Origin of the sequence: Aquirhabdus sp. (assembly GCF_046462495.1) — a bacterium.
Taxonomy (GTDB): domain Bacteria; phylum Pseudomonadota; class Gammaproteobacteria; order Pseudomonadales; family Moraxellaceae; genus Aquirhabdus.
On the sequence record NZ_JBKGVE010000012.1, the window covers coordinates 187194 to 203694 of the forward strand.

General features: G+C 46.5%; 13 protein-coding genes and 1 tRNA gene. 2 read left to right on the forward strand and 12 right to left on the reverse strand.

The genetic code is table 11. The features are described from left to right. Positions 1-135: 135 nt before the first annotated feature. The gene (locus tag ACLHG7_RS15230) at positions 136-594 is read left to right on the forward strand and encodes a hypothetical protein (RefSeq protein WP_410211831.1); all 459 of its coding nucleotides are present in this window, start codon (positions 136-138) and stop codon (positions 592-594) included. Between the two features lie 35 nt (positions 595-629). Beyond that, positions 630-1088: a hypothetical protein gene (locus ACLHG7_RS15235; RefSeq protein ID WP_410211832.1), complete on the forward strand. Its 459-nt coding sequence runs from the start codon at positions 630-632 to the stop codon at positions 1086-1088. 102 nt (positions 1089-1190) lie between these two features. On the opposite strand, the gene ACLHG7_RS15240 is transcribed toward ACLHG7_RS15235, so the two are convergent. The 12 genes from ACLHG7_RS15240 to acpA form a co-directional block, all read right to left on the reverse strand. Further along, positions 1191-1280: transfer RNA gene (locus tag ACLHG7_RS15240), tRNA-Ser, on the reverse strand. A gap of 62 nt (positions 1281-1342) precedes the next feature. After that, entirely contained in the window at positions 1343-2515 is a 1173-nt protein-coding gene (locus ACLHG7_RS15245; protein ID WP_410211833.1) for an AgmX/PglI C-terminal domain-containing protein, read from the reverse strand. Continuing rightward, on the reverse strand, positions 2508-3014 hold the full coding sequence (locus ACLHG7_RS15250) for an ExbD/TolR family protein (RefSeq protein WP_410211834.1): 507 nt from the start codon (positions 3012-3014) through the stop codon (positions 2508-2510). Before ACLHG7_RS15250 ends, ACLHG7_RS15245 begins: the two co-directional genes overlap by 8 nt. After that, a complete protein-coding gene (locus tag ACLHG7_RS15255; RefSeq protein WP_410211835.1) occupies positions 3011-3493 on the reverse strand; it encodes an ExbD/TolR family protein in 483 nt (160 codons plus the stop codon). The genes ACLHG7_RS15250 and ACLHG7_RS15255 overlap by 4 nt, the downstream gene beginning before the upstream one ends. Positions 3494-3569: 76 nt before the next feature. Then, the gene (locus ACLHG7_RS15260) at positions 3570-4205 is read right to left on the reverse strand and encodes a MotA/TolQ/ExbB proton channel family protein (RefSeq protein WP_410211836.1); all 636 of its coding nucleotides are present in this window, start codon (positions 4203-4205) and stop codon (positions 3570-3572) included. Between the two features lie 152 nt (positions 4206-4357). After that, on the reverse strand, positions 4358-4753 hold the full coding sequence (locus tag ACLHG7_RS15265) for a hypothetical protein (RefSeq protein WP_410211837.1): 396 nt from the start codon (positions 4751-4753) through the stop codon (positions 4358-4360). A gap of 76 nt (positions 4754-4829) precedes the next feature. Beyond that, the gene (locus tag ACLHG7_RS15270) at positions 4830-8474 is read right to left on the reverse strand and encodes a tetratricopeptide repeat protein (RefSeq protein WP_410211838.1); all 3645 of its coding nucleotides are present in this window, start codon (positions 8472-8474) and stop codon (positions 4830-4832) included. Between the two features lie 159 nt (positions 8475-8633). Further along, positions 8634-10382 carry a hypothetical protein gene (locus ACLHG7_RS15275; RefSeq protein WP_410211839.1) on the reverse strand — a complete coding sequence of 583 codons (1749 nt, stop codon included), beginning with the start codon at positions 10380-10382 and terminating at the stop codon, positions 8634-8636. Beyond that, positions 10375-10959 carry a hypothetical protein gene (locus tag ACLHG7_RS15280; protein ID WP_410211840.1) on the reverse strand — a complete coding sequence of 195 codons (585 nt, stop codon included), beginning with the start codon at positions 10957-10959 and terminating at the stop codon, positions 10375-10377. Before ACLHG7_RS15280 ends, ACLHG7_RS15275 begins: the two co-directional genes overlap by 8 nt. Positions 10960-11134: 175 nt before the next feature. Next, a complete protein-coding gene (locus tag ACLHG7_RS15285; RefSeq protein WP_410211841.1) occupies positions 11135-11830 on the reverse strand; it encodes a Fe2+-dependent dioxygenase in 696 nt (231 codons plus the stop codon). Between the two features lie 170 nt (positions 11831-12000). Further along, positions 12001-14529 (reverse strand): TonB-dependent receptor, encoded by a 2529-nt coding sequence (locus ACLHG7_RS15290; protein WP_410211842.1) that lies wholly within the window; start codon positions 14527-14529, stop codon positions 12001-12003. Positions 14530-14807: 278 nt separating this feature from the next. Next, on the reverse strand, positions 14808-16499 hold the full coding sequence (gene acpA, locus ACLHG7_RS15295) for an acid phosphatase (protein ID WP_410211843.1): 1692 nt from the start codon (positions 16497-16499) through the stop codon (positions 14808-14810). Positions 16500-16501 lie beyond the last annotated feature (2 nt).

Consider the following 16501-nt stretch of genomic DNA (forward strand, 5'->3'; position numbering starts at 1 on the left):
ACGATTAGACCAAATTTGAATCGCAGACTGCCTTTAAATCAACGAATTCTATGAAGCAATGATCGTGTTTTGGATTGCCTCAAGATGTGGTCGTAGTGTTTTTACGATTGAACCATACACAGGGAGATATCAATCATGAAATCTAAAGCGCTGATCGTCGCCTCGGCGATATCCATCCTGGGGGGGATAGGATTGACATCACCAGCACAGGCCTACCCTCACTATGGACGCAATTGGGCCGGCGCTTATCACTTTCATTACAATCCAGTCGGCTGGCGTGGTGGATATTGGCGACAAGGTTGGCATGGCGGTCATTACGGATGGTGGTGGGGAGTCGGCGGCGCATGGTTACTCTATCCCGCGCCGATATATCCATATCCAGACCCTGAGCTTGAACCCGCTTATGTCGTGAGTGAGCCTGTAACAACGATTGTAGAAAGCCAGCCCGCCCAACCTTTACCACAGACAGCCCCAACTCCCGTGGTTCAGACGGTCTGGTATTACTGCAGCTCCCCACAAGGCTATTACCCCAATGTACCGAGTTGTCCTTCGGGCTGGCAGAAGACGCCTGTAAAACCTTCTGATGCACGCTAAAAACAGATAAAAAAGCATATCTGAGGAGAATGATGATGCGTATAAAATTTTATATCACGACTGCCGTAGTAAGTTGTGCAACGATACTCAGTGGCTGTCAGACGATGCCAAGTGGCCCAAATGTGGCGGTGATGCCTGCACCCGGTAAACCTTTTGATTTGTTTCAACAGGAAGATCAGCAATGCCGTAACTTTGCGGCGAACTCCGTAGGGCCTGCTGCACAGGCTGCGAATGATTCAGCGGTTGGAGCGGCTGTGATTGGTACTGCACTTGGTGCAGCCGTGGGTGCGATTGGTGGCCGAGGCCATGGCCGTGCAGTAGGAACTGGTGCGGCTGTAGGTTTGGCAGGAGGCTCACTGTTCGGAGGGTCTTATGCCCAAGATGCGTCGTATAGCTTACAAAGGCGTTATGACATTGCTTATGAGCAATGTATGTACTCCAACGGCAACCAGCTTCCCCAACCCCAGCAACAGCGCGTTATTTATCGATATTAATATCCACCTATAACAGATGTATTTATTTTCAGAGATTCAAACCATAGCCAATAAAAAAGCCCTTATCAAATAAGGGCTTTTTTTATTTACGTCTTACAAATTTGGCGGAAGCGGTGAGATTCGAACTCACGGAGGGCTCACACCCTCGTCGGTTTTCAAGACCGGTGCTTTAAACCGCTCAGCCACGCTTCCAGAGGCGCAAATATTAACGAGTTCGGTTTAAAAAGACAACCGCAAAACGCTGAATTAACGACCTATTGAATGAAATTATACTTATAATTTCCTTCCCAAGGATCAAAACTACCCGAATTGAAGTCAAAACCCTTAATCATGGCGAGTAATTGACCTTCAAGCTTACTGTTATTCAGATCGCTTGAAACCACACTGGCACTAACCACATGACCGTCAGGTGCAATTTTAAGATGGACTGTAAAATTTCCTTCCATTGTGGGGTCATCGCCAAGAGCACGCATATATACGCCTTGCATACGACCTTTGTTCTGGTTCATCACACGATTCACATCATCGCGCGCGCCCTTAGCACTATCGCCACCTTTACCACTGCCAGCACTACCCGTGCCATTGCCTTTGATTTTGCCGCCGCTGACATCATCCGTGCCGCGTCCAGACAAGCTGCCTGTGCCATGACCGGTTTTATCACCATCGGTTGCGGAACCAAAGCGTACACCTGATTTTGCTGCGCCGTTGCCGCCAGTACCACCGCCGCCAGAGCCCAGTTTTGGATCAGGACGACCACCTTCCACACCCCCTTTCTGCAATCCACGTCCTTCAATGGCTTTAGGATTGGAGCTGGTGCCGTTGGTCAGGCTTCCTACTGCTGTTCCCAGTCCTGTTGCGGCAACTAAGCCCTGTGCCCGGCGCTGAGCCGCTTCTTTAAGCTCAGCAGCACTAGGGCCCGTGCTGTGTGATACAGGAGCTGGCGTATCGGTTGGCAGAGGACCAGGATTAGGAGATGCAGCAGCACGTTGTGTCGCCGCAGCATCTGTCGTCGCACGCGCTGGACGTACGGTCTGTACTGGCGGCTTATCTGGAGAACCCACCTGACTTGGGGGCTGTGGCTTAGGCAATGGATGATTCGGTGCCGCGGCACGTGGCAATGCTTTTGCTGCCTCAGGTTGAGCGCCTTCCTTAGTCTTAGGCGGAGGGGTTTCTTTCTTCTCCACTAGCTTTACTTCCGGCGGTGCGATATCAATGGGTGCAAGAACCGTCCGTGCAGGGATCACCCGCTCAGGCAACGGTACTTTTACAAAAGGAATCGCCACGCAGAACAGTACGGCAAACACGGAGAATGCCAAGTCTGACTTACGGAACTGACCATAATCCCATGGCAACCAACCCAAGGCATGCACGTTTTGCAGTTTTGGCAACGATGTATTCAAGCCTGCATTCGGAATAGTATTAGGCATTTTTCTTTGCCTCCTTATTCACAGCAAATGCAATACGACCAAAATGCTGTTGGCTACAGACCATCATGATTTGATGCAATGTCGCGTACGGAATATTTTGATCTGCCAAAATAATCACGGTGCGCTCAGGCGTGCCATTGACCACTTGAGAAGGCTTAAAACGGAGCGCCTGTTGCGCAAGGGTCGTAATGAGCGGCGTGAAATCCATAGTTGCACCTTCAGCGGCGGGCACATCTAAACGCTGAATGACTTTTTCGTTGACGCGAATTTCTGTTGGGGTTACTACCAAGGTTAATGAAGACTCTGGCGGTGCATACGAACTTGAAATCGGCAGTGCCAGCCCTTTGATCGAAGGAATCTGCGCCTCACCCTGAAAGCCCACCAGCAAGAAACACACGAGCAAGGTAAAAATGTCGATCAATGATGTCAACGTCAAACGTGCCGTATTACTTTTCAGCGCCTGCTTACGCTTATGACGCCTAATCTGAGAAATCTTCATGGTGTTCCCTCCACACCAGCAAGCTGTACATTCGGAAACAGCGCATAGCTATTGCCCGTTTGCCCACTTTGCACGATGCGAACCGCATCGATTACATAAATAATATCTTGATACTTAACGGTCTCATCGATCCGCAATGTCGCACTGCTCACCGCAGGATATTGGCGTTTGACTTCCACCAGTGCGGCATTAAGCTTCGCATAATCATGCCCAGCAATTTCGGCCAACTGCCCATGACTACGATTATTAATCACGAACTTATCAGGATAAACACCGACATCTAGAGTCAGCGGTGGCTTGATCGCTGCGGCTGCCGTTTGCGGTGCACCATCACCTGGCTGATCAACATTTAAAACATTCACTTGTGTAAAAACAGCATTGATGAGCAATGATGGGATCATAATCACCATCAAGTTCATAAATGCAGTGAGATCCAACTCGGTGTTGGTCTCTCGGTGACGACGTCTACGAATCGACATAACACTTCCTCCTTATCACCCTCATCGCTCCTGCCCTTTTATTTTTCCCTCAATGAATGATGGGAAAGAAAGCGCATTAGTTCGTGAGGGTTGGAAATGTACGGCGGATAGAGTTTTGTACTTTCATCGCAATCATCTCTAAACTTTCAATGACTTGCTGGGTATAGTTTTGCAAGAAAGTAAATGCGAGAACGAGTGGAATCGCGGCACCCAAACCAAATGCGGTGGTATTCATCGACACAGCAAGTGCAGCAGACAACAAATCACCTTTTTGTGCTGGATCAGCATTGGCAACTGACGCAAATGCGAGAATCAAACCATGAACGGTTCCGAGCAATCCCAGCAAGGTGGCAACGTTTGCCAGTGTCGCGATATAGCTGGTACGAGCTTCTAGACGTGGAATCACCTCAAGTAAACCTTCTTCAAGCGCGCCCTCAACATGAGGCATGTCTGCACCACTTGCCGCAGCACCTAGACCATAATCCAGAATACGACCTGCTTCACTGGTGTCATCTTTCACGGCATTGAATGCAGTTTCCAAACGACCCGCTTGTACATCAGGTTGGACTTTTGACCAGATCTCACGGCTACGTGCGCGAGCTTTACCCAGTGCATAGAGACGTTCAAAGAAGATCGCCATGCCAGCAAAGAACACCAGCATGATCGGGTACATGAAAAAGCCACCCACTTGAATAAACTTGATAAATTCCATTTTAAAAACTCCTATTTACGTGATTTAAGTATACTTCTTCATAGCTAAAAAATAATGACATTCGTATCAATATTTTAAGAATTACTCATGCGCAACTCTCAACGCTTGTCACCGTGACAAACGTGAGTTCGCCCACTCATACAGCCTCTGACTTATTTACGATTGACGGGCTCATTCAAGATGGCAGTGTAGCGAATCTCACTCGCCAAGCGATCACGATCAGTGGGGGTTAATGAATCTTTCAAGGCAGAAAACTCAAGGATATCCTTTGGAATTTTCCCCTCTTTTTCTTGCCAGGGTAGGATATTAGTGACCATCGGCATATCGACATTGGCCACAATATCTGTTTGCCCTGCAATATTACTATCATTGGATTTACGCGCAATTTTCACTTTCGCTTTGTTTTTCACTGTACTGACTGCTTGAGTTTGCACAGCTGTCGCATCCGCAGAACTTTCATCGGCCGATGGTGCTGCTGAGGCATAGCCTGCAGTAAACATGATGCAGACAGTCATCAATACACGCAGCGTCATTAAATGATTTTTCATCACTCCTCCAAACACACGATGTCGCAACATAGTCAAACACAACGACATTGCAACGCTAAAATCATCGTTATACACATTAGTGCTGTTGCCTTAAAACTTGCTCGAGCAGACTCTTCGTCACTGGATTATCCGCAGGAGAGGTTGCCGCCGGATCTACTTTTGCAGGAGCCGGAGTGGGTGCATCTTCAGACTTCGTTGCTGTCGCAGCTTTCGTCTCAGCCACCCCTGACGACGGTGGCGTAACCACCGCAGTTGGACTTGTGGCTGTAGAATCGCTCTTTACCACTTGAGTTGTTGCTGCAGCTGGAACATTTGTTGTCGATCCCGCTGCGGGCTCCACTGAAGCACCCGGCGCTACGGCTACGACTTCGTCGCTTGGCGTACTTGCCGCAGGAGCAACGACAGGCTTGCTAAAGACCGTTAACGGCAGTTTAAGTTGCTTTTGCAGCAAATTCACCCACTTTTGCACCGACTTATCTTCAGGATTCAGCGTCAGATACTTCTGGTAGGCAGCCAATGCAGTCGGTTGATCGTTTAAATACAAATCATTAACCACACCCAGCATATAAGACGGCTCAACTTGTTTGGTCACGCCTTGAACTTGATCGTTAACGGCATCCGCTGCGGTAAATGCCGTGGCAGCATCTTTAAACTGCCCTAAACGCATCAAGGCAATGCCACGATAACTCTGGATCAACTGCACGCTGTCTATATTGCTAGAAACAGGTACAGCTTTTGAATCGTTGTTAGGCGTTTTACCAGTAACTTTACTGGTGAGCTTACCTAAGATGGATCGACTCTCTGTTTTAGGCTGTGCGATAGCCTTGCTTACAGGTGTGGTAGCCAAAAGCTGATCTAAACTTGTAAGTGCTTTCTCTGGACTTTGATCAATTGTTGCTGCAATACGGGCAAGCTCAGGATTGCTTGCTGGGATTGCAGGCGCTTTGATCGGACGTAGGTAACGACCCGAAGATAATCCTGCAAGGGCACTATAGCTTTTTGCGACCCATTGGTCCCATGAATCGAGCGCCAAACTGGCATTGGCTTTGTGCCACTCAATCGCCTTATCTTTTAGCGGCTGAGTTTGCTCTTCCAAAGCAATTTGGTATTGCTCCGTTTCAAGGTCACTCATCCCTGTTGGTGCTGGAGTCTTCAATACGCCTTCATAGAACTGCGCAAAACTATCCCCGAGCACGAATTGTGATTCCGTCACGAAATCCGCCACTTTCAGATCAATGATCGCCTGCTGACTTGCAATTAATTTCTGCAGGAGCGCTTGTTTACGCGCGACACTGTCTTTTAGAGGTTGGGTCAGCGCAGCTGCACGATATTGCTCAACAAGCGGAGCAGCTTGCTCAGTCAAACTGCGCGCGGCCAGATAACGCAGACGTGGCTGAACAGTTGCTGGTGCTGTTTGGAACTTCTGCTGATAAAACTGCAGCTGTCTTGCCAGTTCTTGTTTCTGGGCCGGTACATCTTGCTTGAGTACTGCCGCTTGATATAAACGCTCACTGGCTTCAACACTTTGAGCAAGGACTGCACGCGGCTCTTTCAAATACTGCTGATACAGTGCAAGTTCTTTTACACTGTTTTGACTGGCCTTACGTTCGCTCTCTGCTGATAACCACAATGCAATCAATGCATTATCCTGCTTAGAACCGTCTGACTTCGTAATATCACGATGATAGATCGTTAAATACGTTTCCGCAGCACCGGACCAATTCTGCACGCTCTCTTGTAACTTCACGATGCGCTCAGGCACACCTTCGGCTTGCGGACTATTCGGATATTGTTTGTAGAAGCTTTGCAGTAAAGGGAGTGCTTTCGGCGTTTCACCATAAATCATCGCCGCTTGATAGCTACTATCCACTTTCACCGCAGTATCTTGTGTGACTGTTGCGGCTTGTTGATAGAGCTTTAACGCCTCATCATTAGACTGACCAGCGCGCAGCGTATCTGCTTGTTTATATAAACTCGCGGCTTGTTGATTGAGGTAACGGGTTCGCTCGGCATCGTTCAGATTCGATAAAGCCAGTACCTGACGATAACTCGCCTCGGCGTCAGCCCAATGACTTAAGTCAAATTCAGCATTGGCTTTCAGAATGCTCGCCGTTTTAACATCACTCACAGGAACATTGGGCAAACTCAATACTTGCGCCGCAAGACTCTCAACGATATCAAAGCGTTTACGATCTAAGTACTGCCCCGCCATGGCCAGCAATACTGATGCGGAACTCTTGTCAGTTGGAAAAGTCTTTGCATAACGCTGGCTACTCACCCGCTGCTGATCAAGCCAATCACTTTGAACCTGAGCAGGTTGACCGCTAAGCTCTTTCGCGCGTGCTTGATAGGACAACAGTGCAAAATAGCCCATTTCACTGGGTTTAGCTGCCGGGGTCTTATAGGCAAGCGTTTCAAAATAAGGAATCGCGCGCTCAAACTGTCCGCCGTTATACAGCGCCTCTGCGAGACGCTCCTGAATCCTAATTTGATCCGCAGGTTCTGTCGCAAGGACCAACTGCTTCTGATAGAGATCTGCCGCATGCAAATAATCAGCAGTCGATTTTTGAGTCTGTCCAATCGCATCATAGTGCTTAGCCAAATCATCCAATTGTGATTTCAAGATCGGACGTAAGGTTTCCTGCTGTACGGATGACGCGGACTTATAGAAACTTTGCTCTACGTCATAACGCGCCACATAATCATTTTTAGCACGAATAATGTCTTGGGCGAATCCTGCTTCGTTATACACGGCAATCGCATCACGACTAAAAATCGCGGCCTGCTCATCTTTCGGATGGCGCTGTACAAAGCTTTCATACACTTTTGCGGTATCAAGCAGTTGCTTCTGCTCACGATAACGATCACCCACCTGACGATACATCAGGAGTTCTTCATCACTAAGCGGCTTGCCGTTATAGTATTTTGCCAGCGCAGGCGGTCCGCCCAACTGCACAAAGATAGACGATAAAGTGCGATAGCTATCTTGTAAGAGTAACGCATCACGTTTGTTCAAAGCTGACTGACGGTTACTCGCTTGCAAGCCATTGATCAAATCCTGAAAAGGGACAATTGCCTCTTCAAAACGACCATCTTTGTACATGGACCATGCATAGAAATACTGGGCTTGTTGCTTGTATTTACTATCACCGAGTGCCAATACCGCTTGATACTCTTGGGTCGCAACACGATACTGTTTACGATTAAAAGCATCTTCAGCAATACGGAAATGGGCTTCTGGGGCAAAACTCGATTTTGGGAATCGCTTGAGCAAATCAGACAAGGCCACAGCCGCAGCTTCTGGACGGCCTAAACGATCCTGACTACTTGCCAACTCATAAAACAGATCATCACGCAGTTCATTCGCAGGTAAGTTTTTGATTTGTTCTTGATAGAATTCTACGCGGCTTTTAAGTTCGCTGGTTTCATCGGTCCCACCGAGTTGTTTACTTTTGATTTTACGAGCGAGGTCAAGATAGGCATTAATCGCTTTAGGGTCACGCGATTCATGCGCCTGCTTCATCATACGGTCATAGAGCTGATTATCAATACGTGTCTCTTCAGCAAAAGAAAGTTGCGGTGTATTAATAATTTTAGGCGTCGTCGTATCGGGCGTGATATTTTCCAAGTCAGCAAGCGTCCCTGTCTTCGCAAAGGATGACATTGACACTGCTTCTATACTTAATAGCGCTAACAACAGCTTGGATACCGCACGACGCATAAGAACTATCCTTGATTTATAACCTTCGCTTATGCGAACCAGATGATGATCTCAAGCATCACAGCTTGAGCATCGAGTTAAGCAAATAAAGCGTTATTTACTTTGACCTGTAACACTCACAGCAGGCTAAAATCAGCAGAGAGGAACCCCTCGCCAATCCTAGCGTTTGCTGCCACCAACCCGCTGCAATCCAAGCAACGACTCGGTCAAGTAATGATCCAATTGGAATTGCTTTTGCTTCAGCGACACACGAATCTGAGCAAGCAATGCCTTACGATCTTGGGCTTCTGACTTCTGAAAATCACTTTTCACTTTTTCAAGCAGTACACGTGTTGCTTTAAGATCGGTTCGATCATCTTTATTACTGGTATTCACGGCTTCAAGTGCGGATAACTGCTTGTCATAGCCTGCTAACTTACTTTCCAGTAATTGTGTTTGCTGAACTTGTTGCAATATCGCCAATATTTCGCTGCGTTCCAGCAACTGCGCCCAAAGGCCCGCTTGAGGCGTCTGAGGAATTTGCGGCAATCCTAATAAAATAGGGTCTAATGCTTCAACAGGGAATAAACGCAGAACATCCAGTTTTTCAAGATCACGATCAAACTGACTAATAGCTGCCGTTTGCTCTTTATAAATCTGAATCGCCGCACGATAGCGATCCAAAGCATTTGGATCATGCTGCTCTTCCAGTGCACTTGCAGACAACAACCAACCTTCCTGAACCAATGGATCGGCTGCATTTCGCTTCGTTAACTCATTGGAAAAGTTATAACTGCGCTTAAAATCATTCAACCGATAATAAATATGGGCACTGGTTAGCAAGGCTTGATTACTATAAGGGCTATCCAGCTGTACGCCACGCAAGGCAGATTTTGCAAGCTCTGGCTCGTTACGAATCAAGCGCAGATAAGCCAGCGATAATGCAATTTTGTCATTTAAATTGGAGATATCACGCGGCGTGATCGAATCATCTTTGACATCACCGCCAATTAAGGCACTTTTGGTAAAGGTTGATGCATTGCCAATTTCACGATTCTCAATCAAGCTACTCTGACGCGCAGCACTGTCACTTTTGCCACGGAACCAGTTAAACAGGCCTTTACCATCCCCATCTTTATCACCCAGACTAATGTCTTTCGTGCGACCACGTTCGTCCACCTTGATAATCGGCTTCAAGGGCGGAATCTTATCCAACATTAGGTCTTCTAAAATACGTGTCGCCAATAACTCATGCTGCTTATCTTCGTCACTGACTGGGCGAGCCGATTCTGTTTTTTTTCTGGTGAGCAACGATAAAGCAAGATTATAGCGGGCAAGTTTCCGATAGTAATAAATAGGTGTTTCAAAACTCTGTAAAACCGCAACGGCTTCATCAGCCCGTTCGGTTCTTGCCAGAATATTGGTCACCATGACCATGCGCTCGCTTTCCTGCTTGGGCGACAACAAAGCAGGTGGATCGCGCAAAAAATTCAGTGCTAACGAATCCTGACCCGTCTGATAGACCAATTTGCCATAGCTCAGCCACGGATCATTGCGATTTCCTGCGGTCACATCGCTAAAACCAGCTCGGGTTAAAGCGGCTTCCGCTTCACGAGGGAGCCCGTAGCGGGTATATAAATTACTGAGCAGAACATTCCCCGTCCCCGCCGCATTAAATGCCAATTGACGATTGGCAAGCAGCGTGGTCAGCGCCTCATAAGGCTTATCTTGATAATAAGCATACATGACCTGAGCAAACCCAGGCTCTCGTGCATCACGACGAATCTCTAGAGGTGTTGCATGCGCAATACTGAAGCTCGCCAATACCAAAGCGGCCATAAGCTGGCTAGTCTTCAAAAGCGATTTGGGCTGAATATCGACAGATAATAATGTTGATCTTGAAGCAAGAGCCGTATTGCGTTTAATCATGCTGACTCCATTCAACCAAGCGAAGCGGACGCTCACCCACTCCAGGGTGTTCAAGCAATTGCACTGCCAAAATATCTTTAGAGATGGTCTTGGTAAACTCTATACGCTGAGTCAGCTTGGGGCGATTAGTTTGTACAACCACAATATCGATCATATGGATGCCAGTTTTCAGGTTTGCATCCATCACGGTATCCATGCCGCCTTTGAGTAAAGCACCCAATGAACTCTGGTCATACTGACGAATTGGCAGTGCCTTACCGTCAATACTAATTTGGACACTTTGCACACTGAGCTGACTGCGCGGCGTTAAACCAAACAATAGTACCGTACGCTCAGGCAGCAGCATACGCTGCTTGAGATGCGCTAAATCGCGATCAAGCTGCAGTACATCTGACTTGGCGTCTTCAAGATTACTCGGGGATGGTAAAGCGTCATCTGCAAACGCTGGATTACACGTGGCGTGTAAAGCAAGTGCAACAACGAGGGCTCCATGCCGTTGTAAACCAGAAAGAGCCAAACTTGAACGCACTATACTTAAAAACCAATGAGATAGGCGAGACTTGAGAGGCTGAATCATGTCATCTACAATTTTATTATTCCTACAACGGATTAGGACATAAAAAGCGGGGGGAAGTCAAAGCCTTAAATAGAGAATATTTTATTTTTGGGCTATTGATTTTAATAAAAAAAGTATGATCGCACTGTTTAAAATACATATACCTTTACATTTTAGTGACTTAAATCACACTATCTCAAACGTCAGACCACATACGCAGCAAATTATGATAAACACCTGTCAATTGGACGAGTGATGGATGCTCAGATGTTGCCAAAGTAAGGTGCTGTATCGACTGATCCAGATCGAATAAAACGGTGCGCTGCGCATCATCCCGCACCAAACTTTGAATCCAAAAAAAAGATGCGATACGTGCTCCTTGAGTGACAGGATTCACTTTATGCAAACTGGTCGAAGGATAAAGAATCATATGCCCCGCAGGTAATTTGACACTTTTTGCGCCATACGTATCTTCGATCAAAAGCTCCCCGCCCTCATATTCATCAGGTTCACTTAAAAATAAAGTCGCAGAAATATCGGTGCGTACCCGATCCAGCACAGAACCAAAACCCTGCGCGCGGATATCGCGAATAGCATTATCGACATGAAGACCAAAATGACCACCGCCTTGATAGCAATTAAAAAGTGGCGGGAATATCTTGAGCGGTAATGCAGCAGCAATGAACAGTTGGTGTTGCTCAAGCGCTTTAAGAATCAGGGCAGACCACTCACGTGCGATGAGATTATCCTCAGGCAATTGAAGATTATGTTTTGCTTTTCCGGACTGATAACCTGCTGTAATCTTGCCATCAGCCCATTCGGTTTGTATCAGTGCGGCTTTACAAGCATTGACCTGTTCCGGACTTAATACATTCGGAATCTGCAATAACATAATTTTGTCCTTCTTCGCTTTAATAGATCTACATTGACAGACTATCGGAAAACACTCTAAAAGATCTTTCATATTTGAAAAAAAACATCAGCCCTACTTTAGCAGAACTGATGTTTTTAAAGCGGTGACTAATCACGCTCGATTCTTAACGAATCAAACGTAAGACACGCTTAGAAATGATAAGTCAAATTGAGTACCGCTGATCTTGCATCCCCTGGAATAGCCCAACCACTCGTTGTCGTACTATTAGAACGGATACTGGTATAGTACTCTTTGTCAAAGATATTCTTCACATTGAGCTGTGCACTGAAGTTACGGGTAAACTTATATGTAACCGCCAGATTATGTACAAAATAACCTTCCGATTCTGCTAAAGGAATCGTTGTCCGACCTGCGTATACAGCAGGAATGACCCCAGTCCCTGTTCCTGCCACTAAAATCCCGCCATGCTGAGTCAGATAAGTTGGACCTTCATAAGTGACGCCATAACCCAATTGAAGCTGACGCGTGACATCATAGGTTGTCCACAAACTTGCGGCCAACTCAGGGACATACAGTAATGAATCCCCTTTGGTAAAGTCACCTTGAGTACCATTGATCCCACCGCCCGCTACAAAGTCAGACGCTCCTTGCAACACTTTACTGCGCTGTGCGGTCAGATTAGCAAACACTGACCAATTATGCGTGATGAGTCCAGCAGCACCAAGCTCGAGCCCACGTACACGTGCGCTACCGTCGAGGGTTTGAGCACCAGAAGGATTATTAGGATTACCAGGATCAGCAACTTTATAGTTACTACGTTCAGTATCAAACAGTGCAGCAGTCAGTGATAGCTTACCATTCAAGATATCCCATTTTGTACCGACTTCATAAGTGACTGCAGTTTCTGGTTTCACGCTACAGGTCGAAGAAGCGACAGCTGTTGCTGAGGCCACGGTCACAGCACATGCTGCCCCACTCACCGTTGCATCAGATGGTGTCTTGGAGTTGCCATACGAAACATAGAAACTTGCATCTTCTACAGGTTTATAAACCAATCCCGCTTTATACGACCAAGTATTGGAGTTATTACTGAGTGTTGGCGTTGCGGTGATCGCACCACCACTTGCAGGTGTTGCGTAATTTAATGTTGTCGACTTACCTTCACTATGATCATAGCGTAGACCCGCATTGAACAACCACTGGTCACTAAACTTCAGGGTATCGAATGCATAGATTGCTTGGTTGTCTAAAGTACCGGAAATCGTCGAAGTTTGCACATAATTGAGCGGACCTGTATAGGTTGAATTCGGTGCATAGACATTGATCACAGGTAGCACTGGATTAGGAGTCGCCCCACCTGCTTTTCTGAATACGTTGCCTGTACTTAAATCATAGGTTTCATCGGTAAATGAAAGCCCTGTCACAAGAGTATGCTCAATCCCAGCGGTATTGAACTTCCATGTGACATCGGTCTGATTGGTTAATAATTTGTTTTCAGTATCACGTACTAGACCACGTGGACCTGATGGTGCGTAGGTGCCTGGAAGTACGCCTGCTGTACATGCGCGATATCCTGAAACGTCAGTGATAATTTGGCCCGTTTTGGTCGCATACTGACTCCAACCTGTTGGAGACGTTCCATTACCCAAACAAAATGAACCTGTAGATGGATTAGGTTGTCCATTTGCTGTGAGCAACCCAGCACCTACTGTCAACTGTTCAGGAGCATCAACCAACGAGTACTGCTCAACCTTCGCCGCACGCGTGATATTTCGTACAGACATATTGTCGTTGAACTCATGTTCAAACAATGCTGTGATTTCATTCACTGATGTTTTTTGTTCATCGACATTTGCATAGCCGTAGTAATTACTTGGATCAATCCCAGGAACTGCGCGGCCATTATAGAAAGGGACACCGTATTGCGGAGTATTGTCATCAGTTTGATATATATAGCTTAAGGTAAACCGTGTTGGCGTACCCATGCCAAAGGTAATCGATGGTGCAATGCCCCAGCGCTTCATCTCTTCAACATCACGCCCCGGCACATCATTTTTGTGCGCCATCAGGTTCAAACGGACGGCGGTGGTGTCATCAATCTTTTGATTCGCATCTACGGTTGTACGGTAATAATGATCGGTACCCAAGCTTGCGCCCAGATCAACGAAGTTTTTATTTTCTGGCGTCTTACTGACTAAATTAATCGAACCACCAACCGCTCCTGAACCCGAGTTGGTTGAGTTAGAGCCTTTGACGACTTCAACTTGTTCCAAATTGAACGGATCGGTACGAGTAAACTGAGCACTTTCGCGAATACCGTCAACAGTAATGTCATTACTAGCATTAAACCCACGAATATTGATTTTGTCACCATAGCCGCTCCCTCCCTCGCCTGCACCAAAGGTGATCCCCGGTACTGTGCTCAGGATCTCGCGCAAGGACAGCATGCTTTGATCTTCAATCGCTTTTTTATCGACAACGGTTATCGTTTGCGGAGTATCACGCAGCGGCTCGGTATACTTTGGAGACTGGACTTTTTTGACTTGATACGCTGGCTTATCTTTAGTCGCTTCAACTTTAATTGTTGGCAGAACTGATTCTTGCGATTCTGTGGCCATCGCCATGCTCGGCAAGGTAATCGCCAACATCGACGCAACAGTCGATGCTTTTCTATAGGTAAAGGTTACACCTTGCTTATGAATAGCGCGTAAACTCATCAACTTATCTCCCCCAACAAACTCTAAAATTAGAAAAATCCAGCACGATCATTTGGACCAAAAAAGAACGAAGTGATACAAAGTGCTACAAGACGTTACTAACAATAACAGGAATAGTTCTCATTTTCAATATACGAATAATTATTATTAAAATCTTAGCAAGACGCGTAAATACTTCCTCAATGACAAGCAATAAAAAAAGCGCACATGAATGTGCGCTTTTTTATTTAAATCTAAACAGTTAAAACTTCAAATCAAGATGACTTACACCCTGCAAATTAAGGGGTTGGCGTTTGATTGAAATCAAATGCTTTCGTTAAGTCGCCCATTTTAACACCACCGTTCTTGACCAATGCATCATCACGCTGTGCCAAACCTGGCAATGTGTCAAGGCCAAAGCGACGGGTAATGAAGCGTAGGATCGATGCAGTGTCATATTGGGTATGATCGACAAAACCTTTCTTAGACCATGGAGAAATCACGATTGCAGGGATGCGCGTACCTGGACCCCAGACATCTCCTTTCGGCACGGCTTTATGATCCCAGAAACCACCATTCTCATCGTAAGTAATCACGATCGCCATATTTTTCCATTGCGGGCTCTTTTGCAATTGGGCAATCACATCGGCAATGTGTTTGTCACCATCGGCGATATTGGCATAACCAGCGTGCTGGTTTAAGTTCCCTTGCGGCTTGTAGAAAGAAACGGCTGGCAATGTCCCTGCCGCAGCATCTTGGAGGAAACTAGCATCAAAGTCTTTCAAATGTTGATTACGGTATGCCAATGTTGTTGGCTGAGTTGGATCAAATTCAGCAAAGAAGTTGAATGGCTGGTGATGAGGCTGAAACTGTGTTTTTCCGGCATAAATGACTGCTCGAGTCTTGTTTGGTGCATCTGCAGTAGCTGCATTCCACGCACCCGCATACCACGCCCACGAGACGTTCTTTTTATCCAGCAAATCACCAATAGTTGTCGTGGTTTGTGGGTATGAAGTTCCTTTATTGCCCAAGTCAGCAGTCGCAGGATTTGCGCCAACAGCAGTGGTGTTACCACTCGGCTGATAAGGCGGCTGCATGGTATTGATACCATGATAGAGATTATCACCGGCATAATTTAATGGTGTCAGCGTACTATCATTGACGAACTTTGGCGCGCCATTATCATTTAGTGCTGACTTAGAAGATTGTGCACTTTGAGTCAATACCGGTAAGTAATTTCCACTGCTGTCTTTATTCAATACAGAAATTGAATTAGAGGCCGAAGTGACCGCAGCGCCAGTTGCTGGATAAACAGGTGCGCAAGCACAGATCAAATATTGATGGTTTAAGAACGAACCACCGAAGGCGCCTTGGAAGAAATTGTCAGCAAGTACGTATTGCTTAGCCAGATTCCACAATGCCATCTTGCTGCCATCGTAGTAACCCATGACCAAACCACCGGAATCAGCATATGCCGCAAACTTATCGTTTTTGCCACCATTGATCTGCATTTGGTTATTGTAAAAGCGATGATACAAGTCGCGTGTAATGACGCTTTGGTCAACTACAGTACCGGTATTTTGGAAACCTTTTGGTGAATCAATTTGGAAGGGTGCATTATCCTGATAAGCGGTATTACCCTCCGCAATAGTTACAGACTGTGCCGGTGCTGTGACCCCTCCCCAAACTCTGGGTAACTTCCCAAGGACAGTATTAGCATCATCACGATCAGTCTGGGGGATATAGCTGCCCACAGCCGTAGGGTTAACGCCAGGGATACCATCAGCACCTGGGAACAAGCCATAGATATTGTCAAAACCACGGTTTTCTGCATAAATCACAACCACGTTTTTAATATTGGATTGTAACCCTGTGGTGACTTGTGTTTCGGCTGGAACAGCATCGTTGGCATCATCTTCACTACCACATCCGGCCAAAAAGATAGATGACATTAAGACAACGATGGGGAGTAAGCGATAAACTGGTTTCATAG

Bases quoted from the DNA above. Each gene is read 5' to 3' on its own strand.
- ACLHG7_RS15230 (WP_410211831.1), top strand. From the start codon at position 136: ATGAAATCTAAAGCGCTGATCGTCGCCTCGGCGATATCCATCCTGGGG.
- ACLHG7_RS15235 (WP_410211832.1), top strand. From the start codon at position 630: ATGCGTATAAAATTTTATATCACGACTGCCGTAGTAAGTTGTGCAACG.
- ACLHG7_RS15245 (WP_410211833.1), bottom strand. From the start codon at position 2,515: ATGCCTAATACTATTCCGAATGCAGGCTTGAATACATCGTTGCCAAAA.
- ACLHG7_RS15250 (WP_410211834.1), bottom strand. From the start codon at position 3,014: ATGAAGATTTCTCAGATTAGGCGTCATAAGCGTAAGCAGGCGCTGAAA.
- ACLHG7_RS15255 (WP_410211835.1), bottom strand. From the start codon at position 3,493: ATGTCGATTCGTAGACGTCGTCACCGAGAGACCAACACCGAGTTGGAT.
- ACLHG7_RS15260 (WP_410211836.1), bottom strand. From the start codon at position 4,205: ATGGAATTTATCAAGTTTATTCAAGTGGGTGGCTTTTTCATGTACCCG.
- ACLHG7_RS15265 (WP_410211837.1), bottom strand. From the start codon at position 4,753: ATGAAAAATCATTTAATGACGCTGCGTGTATTGATGACTGTCTGCATC.
- ACLHG7_RS15270 (WP_410211838.1), bottom strand. From the start codon at position 8,474: ATGCGTCGTGCGGTATCCAAGCTGTTGTTAGCGCTATTAAGTATAGAA.
- ACLHG7_RS15275 (WP_410211839.1), bottom strand. From the start codon at position 10,382: ATGATTAAACGCAATACGGCTCTTGCTTCAAGATCAACATTATTATCT.
- ACLHG7_RS15280 (WP_410211840.1), bottom strand. From the start codon at position 10,959: ATGATTCAGCCTCTCAAGTCTCGCCTATCTCATTGGTTTTTAAGTATA.
- ACLHG7_RS15285 (WP_410211841.1), bottom strand. From the start codon at position 11,830: ATGTTATTGCAGATTCCGAATGTATTAAGTCCGGAACAGGTCAATGCT.
- ACLHG7_RS15290 (WP_410211842.1), bottom strand. From the start codon at position 14,529: ATGAGTTTACGCGCTATTCATAAGCAAGGTGTAACCTTTACCTATAGA.
- acpA (WP_410211843.1), bottom strand. From the start codon at position 16,499: ATGAAACCAGTTTATCGCTTACTCCCCATCGTTGTCTTAATGTCATCT.